This window comes from Paenibacillus durus ATCC 35681 (genome assembly GCF_000993825.1).
In the GTDB taxonomy this organism is placed as follows: Bacteria; Bacillota; Bacilli; order Paenibacillales; family Paenibacillaceae; genus Paenibacillus_AQ; species Paenibacillus_AQ durus_B.
In genome coordinates this window covers 4731916-4750426 of record NZ_CP011114.1, presented here as the reverse complement: position 1 = coordinate 4750426, position 18511 = coordinate 4731916, and the positions used below count along the sequence as shown (strand labels likewise).

Genomic DNA, 18511 nt, shown 5'->3' with positions numbered 1-18511 from the left:
CGTAGAGAGCCGTGTTTAATATAAAGGAGGAAATGTAATGAGTTATGAAGGAGGAAGCTATGACGTGATCGTCATCGGCGCGGGGCATGCAGGCTGCGAAGCCGCTCTGGCCGCCGCCCGTATGGGCTGCAGCACCTTAATGGTGACGATCAATTTGGATATGATTGCGTTCATGCCCTGCAACCCGTCGATCGGAGGACCGGCCAAAGGGCATGTCGTCCGTGAAATCGATGCTTTGGGCGGTGAAATGGGCCGCAATATTGACAAGACTTTCATTCAGCTTCGTATGCTTAATACCGGAAAGGGACCTGCTGTTCACGCGCTGCGCGCTCAGGCCGATAAGTTTCTGTATCAGCATACCATGAAGGAAACGATGGAGAAGACACCAAATCTGACACTGCGTCAAGGAATGGTGGAACGGCTCGTTGTAGAGAATGGCGTTAGTGCCGGAGTAGTTACCAAGACTGGAACGATTTACCGGAGTAAAAGTGTTATTTTGACTACGGGCACTTATTTGCGGGGCAAGGTGATTATGGGCGAGACCACCTATGAGAGCGGTCCGAATAATCAGCAGCCATCGATTAAGCTCTCGGAGCACCTGCGCGAGCTGGGCTTTGAACTGGTGCGTTTCAAGACGGGCACTCCGCCGCGTGTGCACAAGGATACGATTGACTTCTCCAAGACGGAAATCCAGCCGGGTGATGAGCATCCGAAGTTCTTCTCCTACGAGACGAAATCTTCGGACAACGAGCAGCTTCCTTGCTGGCTGACGTATACGTCGGAGGAGACCCATGCGATTATTAATAGCAATCTGCATCGCGCTCCGATGTTTACCGGCATTATTGAAGGAACTGGACCCCGTTATTGCCCATCCATTGAGGATAAGGTGGTTCGTTTCAGCGACAAGCCGAAACATCAAATTTTCCTTGAACCGGAAGGAAAAAACACGGCGGAATACTATGTTCAGGGCCTTTCGACCAGCCTGCCGGAGGATGTCCAGCTCTCCATTCTGCGCTCGATTCCAGGGCTAGAAAAAGTAGAAATGATGCGTAACGGATACGCTATTGAATATGACGCCATGGTGCCTACCCAACTGTGGCCGAGCTTGGAAACGAAGCGTCTGCCAGGTCTATTCACGGCCGGTCAGATCAACGGCACTTCCGGGTATGAGGAAGCAGCGGGCCAGGGTGTAATGGCCGGTATTAATGCCGCCCGCAAGGCCCAAGGGAAAGAACCGGTCATTCTGGACCGTTCCCAAGGCTATATCGGCGTGCTGATCGACGATCTTGTGACCAAGGGCACGAACGAGCCCTACCGGCTGCTTACTTCCCGGGCGGAGTACCGGCTGCTGCTTCGACACGATAATGCCGACCTTCGTCTGACCCCAATTGGTTATGAAATCGGACTGATTTCCGAAGAACGTTATGCGGCATTTATTGATAAGAAGCAGAAGGTGGAACAGGAAATCCAAAGATTACAGGATACAAAGGTGAAGCCATCCGAAGTAAATTATGTACTGGAAGAAAAAGGATCGGCGCCGATTGTCGACGGCAGCAATCTGCTTATCCTGATGCGCCGGCCGGAAGTAGATTATGCCTTTGTTGAGCGGATTTCTCCGCCGCCGGTGTCACTGGATGAGGAAATGAAGGAGCAAGTCGAAATTCAAATCAAGTATGCCGGTTATATTGAGAAGCAGCTTCAGCATGTGGAGCGGCTGCAAAAGATGGAGCAGAAAAAGCTTCCGGAAAATATCGATTACAGCGATATTCACGGATTGGCCATCGAAGCCCGGCAAAAGCTGGCGAAGATCCGTCCGATTTCCATTGGTCAGGCATCACGGATCTCCGGCGTAACACCGGCCGATATCTCTATCCTGCTGGTCCACTTGGAGCACTATAACCGGGTGACCGCGGCGAAAGGATAAGTGAGTTCCATGGATGCAATTCAAGAACAGTTTGCCCGGCGGCTGGAAGAGCGGGAGATTTCAATTTCCTCCATGCTCGAACAGTTTGAGAGTTATTACCGGGAGCTTATTAGCTGGAATGAAAAGATGAATCTTACAGGCATTACGGAACGCGAACAGGTATATACAAAGCATTTTTATGACTCCCTGTCACTTGCCTTTTTTGTGGATATGACTGCAGTTGAGCGGATGGCTGATATTGGCTCCGGCGCAGGATTTCCGGGTATTCCGCTTAAAATTGCTTTTCCTCATATCAAGCTGACCATTGTTGATTCACTTAGCAAGCGTATTTCCTTTCTCCAGCATGTCTGTGATGAGCTTAAGCTGGAAGGGGTAGAACTGGTTCACGGCCGGGCAGAAGACATTGCAAGACAAGCGTCGCATCGGGATCAATTCGACTTGGTAACGGCGCGCGCAGTTGCAAGGCTGGCTTTGCTGAATGAGTTCTGCTTGCCCTTTGTCCGTAAGGATGGTATTTTTGCCGCTATGAAGGGCAGTGATCCTATGGAGGAAATAAGCGAGTCCAAGTTCAGTCTTAAAGAACTGCGTGGTCAGTTGGAAAAGGTAGAATCGTTCAATTTGCCTGTGGAGGATTCAGCCAGACATATCATCATTATTCGCAAGACCGGTGCTACACCGGCTAAATATCCACGTAAAGCAGGTATACCCGCTAAAACTCCGCTTCTCTAAATGTTTCACGTGAAACATTTGGAAACAGGGGTTTGCAATCAAAGGCCGTCTTCCTCACACGGGAGGCGGCTTAATGTAATTATTAGCGAAGCCGAACTGGCACTTATAGAGTGAGTGTTGGAGTAAGCTCATAATAGAGATTAATTCTGGCCCATGCTGATAATAGATTGATTACACATTTTACATAAAGATATACAGTGAAACTGAAAAATAAGGTGTGGATAAAAGAGCAGCGACGAGGAGGTTTGGGACTGAAGAGCGGTAGCGGCCGCCCGAATGATTCCGGACTATAGCAAGCTTCGAATGCATAGGCTGTCGCCGGATTTCATCCGCGAACACCGTAAAAATCAAGCCATCTCAGGATGGCAAGGGGCGAAGGCCGGAAGCTAGACATTCCTCGTAATTGCGAATGGAATCGGATAAGGAAATGTGAAGTTCATCTTATAAAACTGCGGTTTATTCATTCTATTAGAAGGAAAATAGGTCCATATGAAGAATAGGATTATGGACAGAAAAGTGATAGAATAATATAGTAACGATGCGGTGCCAAAGGCGCCGTCTGGGCACGTTGATGTTTTTTCATTCTTGCAGCATTATGATGCAGGACCGAACTGAACCTCTTAGTTGTTTGTTAATTTCAAGAAACATTAGAGGAGCATTTCGCCCGGCATAGAGCTGAGCTGTGCCTGAACCGCATAAAGTTTTTTGATTTGTACGATTGTTATTCCGAATCAAGGTCAAGATCGTACTATAATGAAATTAGGTGGTAATGAACGGAATGAAAGAACAATTCACCAGACTGTTTGGATTTACCGAGCGAAGCAGCGGAGAAGAAATTAAGCAAATCCAGGTCAATGATATAGTCAGCAGTCCTTATCAGCCTCGTACTATTTTTGATGATGAGAAGATTGATGAACTATGCCAGACGATTAAAACTCATGGAGTGATTCAACCGATTGTCGTTCGCATGGTAGATTCCCATTATGAGATCATTGCGGGGGAGCGGCGCTGGCGTGCGGTCAAGAAGCTGGGAATGGAGACTATTCCGGCAATCGTGCGCGATTTCAACAATTCGCAGGCTGCTTCTATTGCTCTTATTGAGAATTTGCAGCGGGAGAATCTCACATCCATTGAAGAAGCTGTTGCTTATCAGAAGCTGATTGATTTGCATCAATTGACCCAGGAGAGTCTCGCGCAGCGGCTCGGCAAAAGCCAATCCACCATTGCCAACAAAATCCGGTTGCTCCAACTGCCGGAAGAGGTTAAAACCGCTTTGATGGAAAGGCAAATCACGGAAAGACATGCGCGGTCGCTCTTATCACTGGATAACGAGGAAATGCAGCTTAAAGTGCTTGGAGAAATTATATCCAAAGGATTGAACGTAAAGCAGACCGAAGCGCGAATAGCCTTTTATAAGGAAGCATCCAAGATCAAAAAAACAAAACGAATCTCTTATACAAAAGATGTGCGGTTGGCGCTCAACACGATTCGTCAATCGATTGATATGGTAACCGGTTCGGGAATGGAAATCAAAACTTCTGAGAACGATCGCGGCGACCATTATGAGATCGTTATCCAAATTCCAAAAAGATAAAATGATTGCAAAGCTGAAGGCGGCCCTGAGGTGAATGGCCGCCTTTTCTGCGACTTATCCATGTAGGTCTGGTTTTTAAAAAAGGAAATGCAAATCTATCTCATCAATGTGAAATGACTACAAGATTTTTCCCAACTATTCGAGGTGAAATATGTGTCCAAAATTATTGCCATAGCAAATCAAAAAGGCGGTGTCGGTAAAACAACGACTTCTGTGAACCTAGGAGCCGGTTTGGCTACTTTGGGCAAAAGGGTACTGCTTGTTGACATTGATCCGCAGGGTAACACCACAAGCGGTGTAGGGATAAATAAAGCGGATGTGGAAAATTGTATATACAATATTCTGATTGATGACATTCCTCCTCAAGAAGCGATTCAAGAGACAAAGGTTGACGGTCTTCACATTATACCAGCCACCATTCAGCTGGCAGGCGCGGAAATTGAATTGGTATCGACCATATCAAGAGAGTTGCGGCTTAAGAAAGCGCTCGGCCTCGTGAAGCAGAACTATGATTATATTATTATCGATTGTCCGCCGTCTCTGGGGATTCTGACGATCAATTCGCTGACTGCGTCCGACTCCGTTATTATTCCAATCCAATGTGAATATTACGCGCTGGAAGGTTTGAGCCAGCTCTTAAATACAGTGAGGCTGGTACAGAAAAATTTAAATCCTCATTTACAAATTGAGGGAGTCTTGCTAACGATGCTGGATGCCCGAACCAATCTCGGGATACAGGTTATTGAAGAAGTGAAAAAGTATTTTCAGGAAAAAGTGTACCGGACGATTATCCCACGTAACATCAGGTTAAGTGAAGCGCCATCTCACGGACAATCCATTATCACTTATGATCGGCGCTCCAAAGGTGCGGAAGTGTATTATGAGTTGGCAAAGGAAGTGTTATCTTATGAGTAAGCGTCTGGGTAAAGGATTGGATGCCCTAATCCCTTCCTTGTCCATTAATGAAGATGATAAAGTGGTAGAAATTCCTCTTTCACAGCTTCGTGCCAATCCTTACCAGCCTCGTAAAGACTTTAATGAAGAGAGCATCCAGGAATTGGCCGAATCTATTCGCCAGCATGGGGTTATTCAGCCGATTATAGTGCGAAGCGTACTTAAAGGCTATGAGATTATCGCCGGTGAACGAAGATTCCGCGCTTCGCAGTACTGCGGAAAAGTAACGATTCCGGCTGTTGTCCGCAGTTTCAGTGACCAACAGGTGACTGAGATTGCACTAATTGAAAATCTGCAGCGTGAGGATTTGAACGCTATGGAAATAGCTGTTGCTTATCAAGGACTGATGGATCAATTCTCACTTACACAGGAAGAGCTATCCTTGAAGGTTGGGAAATCCCGTCCGCATATTGCTAACTTTTTGCGGCTGCTGACGCTTCCGGAAGAGGTGAAGGAATTTGTTTCACGTGGAACAATTTCGATGGGACATGCGCGTGCAATTGTAGGATTGAAAGAACCGGAACTGATCAAGCAGTTAGCTCAGCAATGTGTGGATCAGCAATGGAGTGTAAGGGAACTGGAAGAAGCGGTGAAAAACCTGGACCGTAAACCGCTCGGAGGGGTAAAGACAAAGATCGTTAAACGCGACCCGTACATCGAAAATGTAGAAGAAATTTTACGTGAACGGTTCAAGACGACAGTAAAAATTAAGCAGGGTAAGGACAAAGGTAAAATCGAATTGAATTATTACAGTGCTCAGGATTTGGAACGACTGCTGGAACTGCTCGGAAATTAATGAATACTTCTTGGAAAACATATCCTGATCTATCCGTAAAGGATAATGATGGATATGTTTTTTGCACGAAGGAACGGTATGTTCAACATTAAGGGGGCGAGAACTTGAAGGAGTTTGTCTATTTGGATCATGCTGCAACCTCATGGCCCAAACCTCCAGAGGTTGCACAAGCGATGATGGATGCTCTGCAGCACGCTGGAGCCAACGCCGGAAGAGGTAACTATTCACTTGCTATGGGAACCGGAAGGGTGCTGGTTCGGGCGAGAATGGCACTAGCGGAATTGTTTGGAGTTACCAATGCGCAGGATATCGCGTTTACACATAATACGACGATGTCGCTTAATATGGCGATTCAAGGGACACTCCGCCCGGGGGATCATGTCATTTCAACGATGACTGAGCATAATTCGGTACGCCGGCCACTGGAATATTTGCGCAGAACCAAGGGGATTGAGGTTGATTATTTAAAGGTGGACTCGGAAGGACAGCTTGATCTGCAGGAATTGAAAAAGACTTTCAAGTCCAATACTAGAATGGTCATCTGCAGCCACAGTTCCAATTTGCTTGGAAGTATTCTGCCCATTGGCGAAATAGGTGATATTGCCAAAACGCATGGCGCTGTATTTTTGGTGGATGCCGCTCAAAGCGCCGGTTCACTGGATATCGATGTAGGCAAAATGAATATCGATCTTCTAGCTTTTCCCGGGCATAAAGGTCTTCTTGGACCACAGGGAACAGGGGGGCTGTATATTTCGCCGGAACTCGATTTGGAGCCGCTTATGCACGGAGGTACGGGAAGTCAGTCGGAGAATAGTGAGCAGCCGAACGTAAGACCGGACAAATATGAAGCGGGGACGCAGAATACAGTTGGGATTGCGGGACTGCTTGCAGGAGTACAGAAGGTACAATCACTGGGTACGGAAAATATACACAGGCATGAATGGAACCTTATTCAATCCCTAATGGAGGGGATGAGGGATATTACCGGGATGAGATTTCTTGGCCCGGCCGAAGGTGCTCCGCGTACGGGACTTCTGTCATTTGTTATAGAGGGTGAAGAATCGGCACAAATTGCCCACCGCCTTGACAGGGAGTATGGGATTGCTGTAAGGGCAGGAATGCATTGTACGCCGCTGGCGCATAAAGCCGCCGGTACGCTGCAGAGCGGGGCGGTAAGAGTGAGTGTAGGTGTGGATACGACAGAACAAGATGTCGGTATGATGCTGCATGCAATGAGGGAACTCTATAGCGAGCGGCGCAGCAGATAAAGAAAAAGGACGGTCTTATCGATGTCAGAAATGAACCAATTTATAAGCGATCAACTGCAATGGTTTATCCCGGGGATGGCCATTCTCTTGCTCGTTATGTTTATTCTTATTCTTGTGCAGGGAAGCAGACTGCGGTCCATGCGGCGAAAGTATGATGCCATGATGTCCGGTTCGGGAATTGAGGATTTGGAAAGCCTGTTGGTCGATTTGAAAACGCAGAACGACCTGCTGGAAGAAACCCAGCAGCTGCAAAAGAATGCGATAGAAGCGCTTCAGTTAAAATTACAGGGCATCAAGGGACATATTGCTCTGAAACGCTATAATGCTTTTGGAGACCGCGGAAATGACCTCAGTTTCTCGCTGGCCATTCTCGATGACCGCCGAACCGGCATGGTGCTTACCAGTCTGCACAACCGTGACAACTCCTATATTTACGCCAAGACGCTTAATGAAGGAGAACCGCAATATCCGCTTTCACCCGAGGAACAAGAAGTGGTTACTCTTGCGCTGCAGCGGATTTAGAGTGCACGTGCCACTGCTTCATAGCCGAAAAGAGGCTGGAAGCGATAATCTCCGATAGCTTCATAACAAGGCTAAGCCGTGTGTTTTGCAATACGAAATATTCCATAAAGCCGCCGACGTTAACGATGCCAGTTAAATGGATATCGCCTACCGGCGGCAGTTGTTTGTTTACACCCGCTCCGGGGCGCAGAGGGCCCTCAACGACTTGAATTGAACCAACGCTTGTGGAATGTCCCAGACAGGCATCTATGCCGATGATATAGGGATTATCATGGCGCTCACGGATCAGGTTCAGCGTCTCCTCCAGATTGACGGCATGCACCGGATTGTCGAGCGTCCCATATAGAGAGAACAGCGGGCTGTGAAAGCGCGACAGGGCGGTGCCCACAAGCGGTCCGAGCGCATCTCCGGTCGAACGGTCGGTGCCGATGCAGACAACGACAATCTGAGCGCCGGCACGGGCGCGGGAGAAATGAAACAGCAGCCGGTGAATGATCGCAGAATAGATTTCAGGGTCCGTATGTGATATTTTTAAACAAGACATTTCTTGTAGTGGCGTTGGATTAGAGGAATAATACATACAATCTTCCTTTCCAGGACATTTCTACTTGATGCTAGCTAGTATATGGATAGAAGGACAGTTTTATACTTCAGGAAGAAGAGATGAGCCCTGAAGCCTATGAGGAGTGTGACCAATGAACGAGGAACTGTTGATAGCGTTTGACTCTACCCAGCAGGCGCTGCGCGCCGAGATGCTGCTGGAATATGCTGAAATTGAGATTGACACCTGTCCGACGCCAAAAGATATTACCGCTGGCTGCGCCATGTCGATTCAATTTTTTCGCCGCGAGCTCGCTAAGGTTGAACAGATTATAAAGGAAGAGACAATCGAAATCCGCGGTATATACGGCAGGGATGACCATGAAGGCGGGTACAGATTGATTTCTGAGTGAGGAGGAGGAGGGAATGCATCACTGGTTTGGCTGGCTGCTGAGTGCCGATACTTCGGAAGGGACAATGAGTCAGGCGGTAAACAAGGCGGTTCAGTTTAGGGATAAAATATGGAACTGGGTAACCAATGCGGATATGTGGGCTAATGTTTTGTTTGCGGGCCTGCGCATTATTTTTCTATTCATTCTGACGCGCATATTGATTAAGGTTGTATACGGCGTTATTGATCGTTCATTGGAACGAAAGAGCAGCAGAGGGATACTGGCTAATACGCGGCGCTTCTCAACAGTTGGCGAGCTGCTGAAAAATACGGTAACGATTGTCTGCAATTTCATCATGATTCTGATCATACTATCGGAGTTTAATTTTAAGCTCGGTCCGCTGCTGGCAAGTGCAAGCGTACTTGGCCTGGCTATCGGTTTTGGCGCGCAAAGTTTGGTCAAAGATGTGATTACCGGCTTTTTCATTATTCTGGAGGATCAATTTGCGGTAGGCGATGTGATTGCAACTGGCGGATTCAAAGGTACAGTCGAGATGATCGGGCTGCGTACGACCAAACTGCTTGGCAGTAATGGCGAAATGTATATCATTCCAAACGGTACAATAGCGAACGTGACGAATTTCTCGATGGCCAATGCCTTGGCCGTTGTTGATGTTCCGGTAAAAATCGAACAGAGTCTGGAAGAAACGCTGGGCCTCATCCGTCAGGCGCTTGAAGGCATTGAAGAACGTAATCCCAATGTCGTCGCATTTCCGAACATTCTGGGGATTCAATCGATGAGCACTTCTGAGTATGTGGTTCGCGTAACCGCCAATACCCTGCCTAATAAAAGGGATGTCGCACAGCGTCAGATTCAGAGCGATATTAAAAAAGCACTTGAGCAGCAGGCGCAGAAGGTAGCGGAGCGGGCTGAACAAGAACAGGGGGAGGCAGCAGCCGAAGCTCACTCCGAGTCAGACACACAGTCAGAGACAAAGGCGTTAGCTGATGAGGAGCCGTCTGGATCAGCATCGGAGCAGCAGACAGCGCGCCGTTCGGCAAGAACGGGATTGCTGGAGCAGGCGGCTGGGAATGCCAAAGAAAAAGGGGGGAAGCCTGATGGAACGTAAAAGCTTTCAACTGGGTGATATCGTACAGATGAAGAAGCCGCATCCATGCGGGACGAATGAAATGGAAGTTATCCGCATGGGGATGGATATTCGAATTAAGTGTACGGGTTGTCAGCACAGTGTACTGATTCCCCGGGCTAAATTTGAGAAGAATTTAAAAAAGGTGCTTCGATCAGCCGAGAAAAAAGTGGATAATAATTAAGCTTGCAATTACCCTTGTTAAATGGTACAATAGAGCTTGCTGCGGAGAGGTACCCAAGAGGTCCAAGGGGGCTGACTCGAAATCAGTTAGGCGTGTCAAAGCGTGCGTGGGTTCGAATCCCACTCTCTCCGCCACTAAAGCCAAGTTAATAAACGAGATGAAATTAACCTTCTGCCTTGTTAGGCGGGAGGTTTTTTTGTCATAAATTTATAAGTTGTGGATCTCCCGTACCCTAATAATTCTGGTAAGTTTATACTATGTAAACGAATATGCTGAAAGAAACTTTTTTGGTAAGGCTGGGTATGAGTCGGGCTATTATAACCTGTCAGCCGGCCGAGGAATTTACTGCGGGAGGGAATCTTGTTGCAGCATCGTGTATTGTTGGTCGAGGATGACGAAGCCATCAGTGAGATGGTTCGCTCGTATTTAGTGAAAGAGGGTTACCAGGTCGAGAGCGCCTTCGACGGAGAGGCGGCGGAGCAAGCTTTTCGCGATAGAGGTCCCTTTGACCTTGTTCTGCTGGACCAAATGCTGCCGAATCGCAGCGGCGTGGATGTTCTTCAAAGCATTCGTAAATCAAGTTTGGTACCCGTGATGATTGTGTCCGCAAAAGATACCGATGTCGATAAAGCGCTCGGACTCGGATTTGGAGCGGATGATTATATCAGTAAGCCATTCTCGATGATTGAGCTTGCGGCGAGGGTGAAGGCGGCAATCCGCCGGGCGGAATATGCCTCAAGCCGCGGCCCGTCCGAAGGGACAGCCAATCCGAAGCATAGCATTACCTTGCGCGGGCTGACGGTGGATTTTGATAATTTCTCGGCGCTGAAAAATGGGGAAGAGGTGAAGCTGACGGCCAAGGAATTTCAAATCCTGAAGCTGTTTATGACCCATCCGGGCCGGGTGTTCACCAAGGCGCAGATTTATGGGATGGTATGGGCGGAAGAGTATTACGGAGACGAGAATGTGATTAACGTACATATGAGAAGGCTGCGGGAGAAGATTGAAGACGATCCCTCCCACCCTGAATATATCAAAACCTTATGGGGCATCGGGTATAAGCTGGGAGATACGGTGCAATGACTGCGGTGCTTGGAGCTGTGATCGGTCTGCTTCTGTTGGGTCTTGTGATGCAGTACCGGAGGTCGCGTCATCATTCGCGCCAGTTGAAGTATATCCACGATAAACTGGACCAGATCATTTCACAGCATTCACAGGAACGATTGCTGGTGTTCAGCAGCTCGCCCGAACTGCAAACGCTGCTGACAGATGTGAACCGGCTGCTGGATCTCAACCATGAAGGCATCGCCCGGAGAAATAAACTGCAGAAATCCATGCGCCAGATGCTGGCGAATGTGTCGCATGACCTGAAGACGCCGCTGACCGTCGTTCTCGGGTATATTGAAACACTGCTGCAGGACGCAGATATGGACGCCGAAGAACGGGAGCGAATGCTGAGAATGATCCACTGGAAGGCTGGGGAGGTAATCACGCAGATGAACACCTTTTTTGACTTGGCCAAGCTCGAATCGGGCGATCATCAGCTTTCACTGTCAAGGGTAGAGGCCGGCGAAGTGTGCCGCAGGAATATTTTGGCCTTTTACGATATCCTAAGCGGCAAAGGTATTGATGTATCGATTGAGATTCCAGATGAAGCTTGCTACATCCGGGGGAATAATGAGGCGCTGGACCGGATTCTGTCCAATCTGCTGTCCAATGCGATCAGGTACGGAGCCGCCGGAGGGGTGCTTGGGCTGAAGCTTAATCATGATACGGACACCGTGAGTATTGAAATTTGGGACCGGGGAAAGGGGATTACCGAGGGCCATCAGGATAAAGTGTTCGAGCGCCTTTATACGCTGGAGGATTCACGGAACCGGGTCTATCAGGGAAGCGGTCTTGGACTGACGATCACTAAAAGATTAACGGAGCAGATGAACGGTAAGATTTCGCTCGTGAGCAAGCCTTATGTGAGGACGGCTTTTACGGTCGTTTTTCCGAGGATAAATCTGTGAATCGGCCGTGGCGGTCAGGAGATGTCGGTCCTGTCTGGAGTCGCTTCTTAAGAATTTCGTAAGATTACATTAATAAAAAAGAAAATTCCGCTCTATACAATAAAAACCAGGAACAGAAAGAGAAATCCAAAGGGGGCAGCGGAAGTGACGGTAATTCTTCGGACGCGAAATTTAAGCAAAATGTACAAGGGGAAACATAGCGTAAGCAGCGTAAACATGACAATTAGGCAGGGTGAAATCTACGGCTTTCTGGGACCGAACGGCGCGGGCAAAACGACCGTGATGAAGATGATTACAAACCTCGTAAAGCCGACGGAAGGCGAAATCGAATTTTTCGGTGAACGTATGACCAGCCGTTCCTATGAGATGCTAAAACGAATGGGCAGCATTATCGAGTACCCCGTTTTTTACGATAAACTGACTGCCCGTGAAAATCTGCTGCTGCATGGTGAATATATGGGCTATTACAACCGCCAGGCGATTGACGATGTTATGGAGCTGGTAAAACTTACGGGAGTAGATAAGAAGCCGGTGAAGGAGTTCTCTCTTGGCATGAAGCAGCGTCTGGGCATTGCTAGAGCGGTAATGACGAAACCCGAGCTGCTTATCCTGGATGAGCCGATTAACGGTCTGGACCCGGTCGGCATTAAGGAACTGCGCGATGTGTTTCGGATGCTCAGCCGGGAATATGGAATGACCTTGCTAATCTCCAGCCACATCCTTGGCGAAATTGAACAGATTGCCGATACGATCGGCGTTATTCGCGAGGGCGTACTGCTTGAGGAGATGGCGATGGACTCCATTCTCAGCCGAAATACGGAGTATATTGAGCTGGTCACCCGTTCGGTCAGTAAAGCGGTTTATGTGCTGGAGCACAAACTGCATCTGTCGAATTTTAAAGTGATGGATTCCGGCATCATCCGGATTTACGATGAAGGAGTTTCGCAGCATGAACTGAATAAGGCGCTGGTGATGGAGGATGTGGAAATAGAAAGTATCAGCAAAAATAAACACTCACTGGAAGATCATTTCTTAAGCCTGATCGGGGGTGAGGGCATTGCGTAAGCTTATTTCTCTGGAAATTCGCAAGCATAAGCTGGCTGGAATGCTGAAAGGTGTACTCATCGCCAATCTGGCCATCCTCGCCTTCATGATACTAGTCGTCTTCATTGACCAAAGTGAATTTGCAACCTATCCGGAGGCTTTTGAAGGGCTGCATATCTTTATAAGCGGTACATTCATCATCTTTGCTTCCGTTCTGCTCAGCAGGTTGATTATTGACGAGTATAAGAACAATACGATGGCCCTGCTGTTTACGTATCCCATTTCACGGATGAAGCTGATGTATGCGAAGCTCATCATCGTGCTGCTGTTCACTTTCCTTAATATTGTGGTGTCAAATATCGTGCTCGGGGCGATCATAGTGGGCGTTAACAGTTTCGTGAGCGCCATTTCGGAGGAAATCACCGCTAACCTGCTCATTTCGGAGTTGATTAAGACCGGAGCGAGTGCTGTATACGCAGCGGGTATAGGTCTGATCCCCTTGTATGTGGGAATGCGCAAAAAATCGGTGCCGGCGACCATAGTCAGCGCGGTGCTGATTGTCACGCTTATCTCATCCGGCTTCGGTAAATTCCGCTTGGGAGATCTGGCGCTTGTCTCGGTATCCCTGGGCCTGCTTGGAATAGCTATCGCTTATCTGTCCATTCGCAGGGTAGAACGGGACGATGTCGCTTAAATCACTTGCCGGAAGAAACTGATTTATGGTAAGATATTACCTGTGTGTTTCTGCGGCAATGGAGAGGTACCCAAGAGGCCCAAGGGGGCTGACTCGAAATCAGCTAGGCGTGTCAAAGCGTGCGTGGGTTCGAATCCCACCTTCTCCGCCATTACCTATCAGTTAATCACAATCCTTCGTCCGGCGGGCGGAGGATTTTTTGATTTATTGCCGGGGACGAGGAAGGCGGGAATCCGTAATTTTTACATAGGCATGACTTGCTGAACACAGCAAAGAAGGACCCTTACGGGCCCTTCCGAGGCAGCACTTGAATGATTTTTGGAATTTCTCTGTAGAAAGCTGCTAAAGCGAGTAAGGAACACTAAAGGCTTCTGTCTAATGAGACTCTGCCGTCAGCACTCTCCTTGGCCAACCATAGTTGCTGCAACAGAATTCCTGTGAGTTTGTCGGGCTTCATTGTCCAACGGAACCACACCTCTCTCTTGTGCTGCCTGAGAATAGTATGGGATGGCGGAGCTTGTTTTATACATGGCTGTAAAAAAATTAATGCACGCGCGCTTTCTCGACTTTTTTCCATTTGCGGTTTTTGTTCGTGGTTTCCGGGAACATATCGCCCTTTTTCATCTTAATCGACTTTGGATGCTGAATCTCCGTATGGAAGCTTCGTGCCTCGCCTACCTCCGTATAGACTCCGGGATTTGGGGCCCGTTGGCCTTCTTCAAATTCGGTCTGTTCGCCCATTTTGCCGCCTCCTTTCCGCATTAAAAATGAACTGCAGTTCTATTGTGCACATTGCATCGCGGCTTCATGTAGCCCGAGGGTAGTCGATAATCAGACAGGGTGAAAAGGAATAGAGCTTGCATCGGGTCCGCAGATTTGGTATATTATTATAGTTCGAGTTTGTGCTCGATCCTTGCTCCTGACCCGATCAGGGGCCTTAGACCATAAGGAGGTGAAAGTTATGCGCAAATACGAAGTGATGTACATTGTTCGTCCTGACATTGAACAAGAAGCCGTTCAAGCAGCAGTCGAAAAATTCCAAGGCATCATCTCTAACGGCGGGGAAATTACGAAGCACGATGTGCAGGGTAAGAAACGTCTTGCGTATGAGATCAAGAAATTCCGTGATGGCGTTTATGTTCTGGTTAACTTCAATGCAGAGCCTGCAGTAGTTGCCGAATTGGAACGTCTGATGAAAATTTCCGACGAAGTTATTCGTTATCTCATCACGAACGACGTTGCCTAATAGCGCGAAGTTCGCTTTGTAAGGAAATCGCTCCAAGGAGGGGACCAAAGATGTTGAACCGTGTCATTCTGATCGGCCGATTGACCCGCGATCCTGAGCTGCGTTATACGCCTGCCGGCGTTGCCGTAACCCAGTTTACGCTTGCTGTAGACCGGCCTTTTACAAGCCAAGGCGGCGAACGTGAAGCGGATTTCATTCCGGTCGTAACCTGGAGACAGCTGGCGGAGACCTGTGCCAATTACTTGCGCAAAGGTCGGCTGACGGCGGTAGAGGGACGCATCCAAGTACGGAATTACGAGAATAACGAAGGCAAGCGTGTATACGTAACCGAAGTTATTGCCGATAATGTCCGGTTCCTGGAATCTTCCCAGAGCCGTGAGAGCGGAAACGCATCCGGCGGGGGGGATATGCCCGAGCCACCTTCATACGGCGGCGGCGGACGCGGAAACAGTGGAAATAGCGGTTTCTCGCGCAACAATAATCAGGATCCCTTTTCGGGCGACGGTAAGCCGATTGATATATCGGATGATGATTTGCCATTTTAATACGGAAGGACTGAAAAGACAATGGCTTTTAAACAAAGAGAAGGCGGAGATAACGACAAAAGACCTCCACGCCGTGGCGGCCGCAACAAACGTCGTAAAGTATGTTTTTTCACTGTGAACAAAATTACTCACATTGACTATAAAGATACGGAACTGCTGAAGAAATTCATCAGTGAGCGCGGTAAAATTTTGCCTCGCCGTGTAACCGGCACGAGCGCAAAATACCAACGCGCCCTGACGATCGCAATCAAACGTTCGCGTCAAATTGCGCTTCTGCCTTACACTACTGAATAAGACAGGCCCAGAGACAGCCGGGTTACCGGCTGTCTTTTTTGCTGCCGTAAAGTCGGTAAGGGGGCAGGTTAGCCCTTGCACCGGCCGATTGACGCGGCCAGCCAAATGTAGTAAATTTAAACCATCCTATAACGAAGGGGAAATTTTGATGTCGGTGAGCGTTCTTAACTAAGCAATTTCATATCACCTGAAGGCAGAACGGCGGCTGTTATTTAGCCGCTGAAACGCACGCTTATTTGAGCGTGTCCGAAACGCATGTTAACACGTGTTTCTGGCATGGCTGTGCCCTTATAGCCTATGGTGAATGATTTAGTTAAGAACACGCGACGCGTCAATAGCCTCTTTACGGCTGTTATCCCGTCTACACGAACAAAACCGTGCTCTTGCAGCACGGTTTTGTTCGTGTATTTGGGGCATGGAGCTATCCTTAGCCCCATGCCCAGGACAAGGGAGCAGTGTAAGGATTAGGGCAAAGAATGCCGCTGCGGCATTCTTTGCCCTTTTTTGCGTTAAGGACGAATTCCAGAACGATGAACGATACCCAAAAAAGGAGGAAAAAAACATGCATTTACAAAGCCGGCAAACGCTCGAATATCATTTGATCAAGGAGGAACTGGGACGGTATGCCGTCTCCTATGTCGGAAAAGCGCTCATTGCAGAGCTTGCGCCAATGACTGAGCTTACGGCGATCCACAGAGCGGTGGAAGAAACAGCGGAGGCGAAGGAATTAGTAATAAGAGGGTCGAGTGTGCCGATCCCCTCGCTAGAAGGGATTGAATGGGTGATATCGCTTCTGGGAACGGGATATCTGTTCAATGAGCAGGATTTTACGTCTGTGGGCGTATTCTTGAACAGCTGCAGCCAGCTGCGCAAGTATATGGCTTCCAAAGAAACAGCGCCGCGGATCGGCGCTTATGCATCCTCATTGGCGGAACTAAAGACGGTCAAAGCGGAGATCGAACGCTGTATCCGGTTCGGCGTAATTGACGACGGAGCCAGCAAGGGGCTGGAGAAGGTGCGCAAACGGCTGAGAGTAACCAAAGAACGGCTGCTCAAGAAAATTGAGAGCGTCATGTCGCGCCACCAATCCATTTTGCAGGAAAATCTGTACAGTCAGCGGGGAGGCCGTTACGTGATCCCGGTCAAGCGTGAGTACCATAAGCAGGTGAAGGGCTCAGTGCTCGATCAGTCCACAAGCGGGCAGACGGTGTATGTGGAACCGGAGGAAGTAGCGGCTCTGCAAGGGGAACTGGAAATGCTGTCGGCTGAAGAAGCGCGGGAGGAGGGCATCATTTTGAGCATGCTGACCGGGCTGATCGAACGGGAGCAGGATGCCCTGCGGCTGAATATCGAAATTACGGGGGTGTATGATTTTATTTTTGCTAAGGCGAAATATGCTGCTGTGATAGGGGGCGAAGCTGTAACCTTCAATGACCGGGGGGATCTGCGGCTCTGCGGAGCCAGACATCCGATGCTTGCCGGTATGGTTCCGATCCATGTTGAATTCGGCAAGGGATATCGGTCGCTGGTAATCACCGGCCCGAATACGGGCGGAAAGACGGTTGTGCTGAAGACGGTGGGGCTGCTTGTGCTGATGGCTCAGTCGGGGCTCTTGATTCCGGCGGATAAAGAGAGCCGACTTCCCGTTTTTGCCGATGTAATGAGTGTAATTGGAGACGGGCAAAGCCTGACGCAGTCCCTCAGTACGTTCTCCGCCCAGATGAAGGGGGTAGACGAGATGCTGCGCGCCGCAGGACCGAATATTTTACTGCTAATCGATGAGCTGGCGGCGGGCACCGACCCGGGGGAGGGCATCGCTCTGTCGATCGCCATTTTGGAGGAGCTGAGCCGCAAAGGTGCCAATATCATTGTCACAACACATTTTAATGAGTTAAAAGTGTTTGCCTCGGCCGCCCCGCAGTTCCAAAATGCGCGAATGGAATTTGACCCGTCTACGCTCCGCCCGCTATATAAGCTGACAATAGGGGAAGCGGGGCACAGCTATGCGCTGCAAATTGCCGAGAAGCTCGGGATCGACGCCAGAGTTATTGAACGCTCGCGTCAAATTGCCGGCGGTCAGAGCCGCGGACAGCTGGGCGAACAAGAAATGCGGCTGTGGTATGACCATGAAGGAAGGGAAGAAGAGAAAGAAGCGGCAGAAATGGCAGAAAGCAAGCGGCAGCATGCAGAGGAAGGACATAAGGATCGCCAGGTACAGCCGCATTCTTTTGAAGTCGGCGACGCAGTCTATGTCAGTTCGCTTGGCCGAACGGGAATCGTATATGAGAAACGGAATGCAAGAGGCATGGTAGGCGTCATGGTCCAAAAGCATAAACTGCAGATTAATCATAAACGCTTGAAGCCGTATCTATCCAAAGATGAGCTATACCCGGAAAATTATGATCTGGATATTGTGCTGGAGACGAAAGAAGACCGGAAGAAACGGAATTTAATGCGGCGCAAACATGTGGAAGGTGTAATGATCATCAAAGAAAAGGAGAGGAATGATAGAGAGTAATAAATAATATTGACGCAATGTATATTGCATTGTATGATGTTTAAAATTTTGTTAAAGAAAAAAATTCATCTATCCGTCTATAAACTTGATATAAATTGACCGATG

At 48.7% G+C, this 18511-nt stretch carries 20 protein-coding genes and 2 tRNA genes; 20 read left to right on the top strand and 2 right to left on the bottom strand.

What is annotated here, in order from left to right:
• Positions 1 to 37: 37 nt before the first annotated feature.
• The 7 genes from mnmG to VK70_RS22140 all read left to right on the top strand — a co-directional run bounded on the left by mnmG (position 38) and on the right by VK70_RS22140 (position 7787).
• Positions 38 to 1924, top strand: coding sequence for a tRNA uridine-5-carboxymethylaminomethyl(34) synthesis enzyme MnmG (gene mnmG / locus VK70_RS22170; protein WP_025694527.1), 1887 nt, complete (start codon positions 38 to 40; stop codon positions 1922 to 1924).
• A 9-nt stretch (positions 1925 to 1933) separates the two neighbouring features.
• Positions 1934 to 2653: a 16S rRNA (guanine(527)-N(7))-methyltransferase RsmG gene (gene rsmG / locus VK70_RS22165; protein ID WP_025694528.1), complete on the top strand. Its 720-nt coding sequence runs from the start codon at positions 1934 to 1936 to the stop codon at positions 2651 to 2653.
• A gap of 778 nt (positions 2654 to 3431) precedes the next feature.
• A complete protein-coding gene (noc, locus tag VK70_RS22160; protein ID WP_025694529.1) occupies positions 3432 to 4247 on the top strand; it encodes a nucleoid occlusion protein in 816 nt (271 codons plus the stop codon).
• A gap of 153 nt (positions 4248 to 4400) precedes the next feature.
• The gene (locus tag VK70_RS22155; protein WP_025694530.1) at positions 4401 to 5162 is read left to right on the top strand and encodes a ParA family protein; all 762 of its coding nucleotides are present in this window, start codon (positions 4401 to 4403) and stop codon (positions 5160 to 5162) included.
• Positions 5155 to 5997, top strand: a complete 843-nt coding sequence (locus VK70_RS22150; RefSeq protein WP_025694531.1) for a ParB/RepB/Spo0J family partition protein — start codon at positions 5155 to 5157, stop codon at positions 5995 to 5997. The genes VK70_RS22155 and VK70_RS22150 overlap by 8 nt, the downstream gene beginning before the upstream one ends.
• A gap of 104 nt (positions 5998 to 6101) precedes the next feature.
• Positions 6102 to 7265 (top strand): aminotransferase class V-fold PLP-dependent enzyme, encoded by a 1164-nt coding sequence (locus tag VK70_RS22145; protein ID WP_025694532.1) that lies wholly within the window; start codon positions 6102 to 6104, stop codon positions 7263 to 7265.
• A gap of 21 nt (positions 7266 to 7286) precedes the next feature.
• A complete protein-coding gene (locus tag VK70_RS22140) occupies positions 7287 to 7787 on the top strand; it encodes a DUF4446 family protein (RefSeq protein ID WP_025694533.1) in 501 nt (166 codons plus the stop codon).
• Here VK70_RS22140 and yyaC read toward each other — a convergent pair.
• Complete coding sequence (gene yyaC, locus VK70_RS22135; protein ID WP_025691484.1) at positions 7762 to 8367, bottom strand: spore protease YyaC; 606 nt, start codon at positions 8365 to 8367, stop codon at positions 7762 to 7764. The two genes, VK70_RS22140 and yyaC, sit on opposite strands and share 26 nt — an antisense overlap.
• Before the next feature lie 115 nt (positions 8368 to 8482).
• Between yyaC and VK70_RS22130 the strand changes: the two genes are divergently transcribed.
• The 9 genes from VK70_RS22130 to VK70_RS22090 all read left to right on the top strand — a co-directional run bounded on the left by VK70_RS22130 (position 8483) and on the right by VK70_RS22090 (position 13954).
• Positions 8483 to 8740: a putative Se/S carrier protein gene (locus VK70_RS22130; RefSeq protein ID WP_025694534.1), complete on the top strand. Its 258-nt coding sequence runs from the start codon at positions 8483 to 8485 to the stop codon at positions 8738 to 8740.
• Between the two features lie 13 nt (positions 8741 to 8753).
• Positions 8754 to 9848, top strand: a complete 1095-nt coding sequence (locus VK70_RS22125; protein ID WP_025694535.1) for a mechanosensitive ion channel family protein — start codon at positions 8754 to 8756, stop codon at positions 9846 to 9848.
• On the top strand, positions 9838 to 10050 hold the full coding sequence (locus tag VK70_RS22120; RefSeq protein WP_025691481.1) for a DUF951 domain-containing protein: 213 nt from the start codon (positions 9838 to 9840) through the stop codon (positions 10048 to 10050). Before VK70_RS22125 ends, VK70_RS22120 begins: the two co-directional genes overlap by 11 nt.
• A 43-nt stretch (positions 10051 to 10093) precedes the next feature.
• Positions 10094 to 10184 (top strand) — tRNA-Ser (locus tag VK70_RS22115).
• 229 nt (positions 10185 to 10413) lie between these two features.
• On the top strand, positions 10414 to 11133 hold the full coding sequence (locus VK70_RS22110; RefSeq protein ID WP_025694536.1) for a response regulator transcription factor: 720 nt from the start codon (positions 10414 to 10416) through the stop codon (positions 11131 to 11133).
• The gene (locus VK70_RS22105) at positions 11130 to 12065 is read left to right on the top strand and encodes a sensor histidine kinase (RefSeq protein WP_025694537.1); all 936 of its coding nucleotides are present in this window, start codon (positions 11130 to 11132) and stop codon (positions 12063 to 12065) included. The genes VK70_RS22110 and VK70_RS22105 overlap by 4 nt, the downstream gene beginning before the upstream one ends.
• Before the next feature lie 144 nt (positions 12066 to 12209).
• A complete protein-coding gene (locus VK70_RS22100; RefSeq protein ID WP_025694538.1) occupies positions 12210 to 13130 on the top strand; it encodes an ABC transporter ATP-binding protein in 921 nt (306 codons plus the stop codon).
• Positions 13123 to 13803, top strand: coding sequence for an ABC transporter permease (locus VK70_RS22095; protein ID WP_025694539.1), 681 nt, complete (start codon positions 13123 to 13125; stop codon positions 13801 to 13803). The genes VK70_RS22100 and VK70_RS22095 overlap by 8 nt, the downstream gene beginning before the upstream one ends.
• A gap of 60 nt (positions 13804 to 13863) precedes the next feature.
• Positions 13864 to 13954 (top strand) — tRNA-Ser (locus tag VK70_RS22090).
• A gap of 392 nt (positions 13955 to 14346) precedes the next feature.
• Here VK70_RS22090 and VK70_RS22085 read toward each other — a convergent pair.
• The gene (locus VK70_RS22085) at positions 14347 to 14544 is read right to left on the bottom strand and encodes a YjzC family protein (protein WP_025694540.1); all 198 of its coding nucleotides are present in this window, start codon (positions 14542 to 14544) and stop codon (positions 14347 to 14349) included.
• Positions 14545 to 14764: 220 nt separating this feature from the next.
• On the opposite strand from VK70_RS22085, the gene rpsF reads away from it, so the two are divergent.
• The 4 genes from rpsF to VK70_RS22065 all read left to right on the top strand — a co-directional run bounded on the left by rpsF (position 14765) and on the right by VK70_RS22065 (position 18406).
• Complete coding sequence (gene rpsF / locus VK70_RS22080; RefSeq protein WP_025694541.1) at positions 14765 to 15049, top strand: 30S ribosomal protein S6; 285 nt, start codon at positions 14765 to 14767, stop codon at positions 15047 to 15049.
• A 50-nt stretch (positions 15050 to 15099) separates the two neighbouring features.
• Positions 15100 to 15594 (top strand): single-stranded DNA-binding protein, encoded by a 495-nt coding sequence (ssb, locus tag VK70_RS22075; protein WP_025694542.1) that lies wholly within the window; start codon positions 15100 to 15102, stop codon positions 15592 to 15594.
• A gap of 21 nt (positions 15595 to 15615) precedes the next feature.
• The gene (gene rpsR, locus VK70_RS22070) at positions 15616 to 15888 is read left to right on the top strand and encodes a 30S ribosomal protein S18 (RefSeq protein WP_025692516.1); all 273 of its coding nucleotides are present in this window, start codon (positions 15616 to 15618) and stop codon (positions 15886 to 15888) included.
• A gap of 562 nt (positions 15889 to 16450) precedes the next feature.
• Complete coding sequence (locus VK70_RS22065; RefSeq protein ID WP_025694543.1) at positions 16451 to 18406, top strand: endonuclease MutS2; 1956 nt, start codon at positions 16451 to 16453, stop codon at positions 18404 to 18406.
• Positions 18407 to 18511: the final 105 nt, after the last annotated feature.